The 657-nt window shown below is 62.3% G+C and carries 1 protein-coding gene and 2 tRNA genes; all 3 read left to right on the top strand.

All coding sequences use genetic code 11. The features are described 5' to 3' along the window. Positions 1-76 (top strand) — tRNA-Lys (locus AC1D15_RS35905). Positions 77-107: 31 nt separating this feature from the next. Further along, a tRNA-Lys gene (locus tag AC1D15_RS35900) sits at positions 108-183 on the top strand. Positions 184-254: 71 nt separating this feature from the next. Beyond that, a partial coding sequence (locus AC1D15_RS35895) for an acyltransferase family protein (RefSeq protein WP_477829842.1) occupies positions 255-657 on the top strand: 403 nt, incomplete at its 3' end.

Below are 657 nucleotides of genomic sequence, written 5' to 3'. Positions count from 1 at the left end.
GGGTTGTTAGCTCAGTCGGTAGAGCAGCGGACTTTTAATCCGTTGGTCGCAGGTTCAAGTCCTGCACAACCCACCAGGTTTCATGGTTCGGGAAATTTCCCGAGCATGGGCTCCTAGCTCAGTTGGTAGAGCAGCGGACTCTTAATCCGTTGGTCGACAGTTCGAATCTGTCGGGGCCCACCAACACAGAACCCCGGACAGTCCGCAGCAATGCGACTCTCCGGGGTTTTCATTTGTCTGCAGGGAGTTCGCGTGTGAACGTCGAGGCTGCTGGCCCCCCTGCAACAACGCATCGCGACAACTTCGACGGCGTGCGCCTGGTCGCTTCGCTTGCCGTGCTGTGGAGCCACGCATTCCTGCTGACCGGTCGCAGCGAGCCGATGCTGCCGGGCGGGTTGCGGTCACCGGGCCACCTGGCCGTGCTCGTCTTCTTCGCCATGAGCGGCTACCTCGTGTTCGGCAGCTGGGCGCGCGATGGGTCGGTGTTTCGCTTTGCGCAGCGGCGCTTCCTGCGCATCTGGCCCGCCTATGCGGTCAACGTGATCGTCTGCGGGCTCGTGGCCTGGTGGTATGCCAAGGACGACCTCGATCTCATGGGGGCGCAATGGTGGTTCACGAGGCTGTTCTTCAGGGACGTCGACCTGCAGCCGTTCGGAC

It is taken from the genome of Rhizobacter sp. P2_H2, from assembly GCF_056403375.1.
This window is presented reverse-complemented; position numbering and strand designations above follow the sequence as displayed.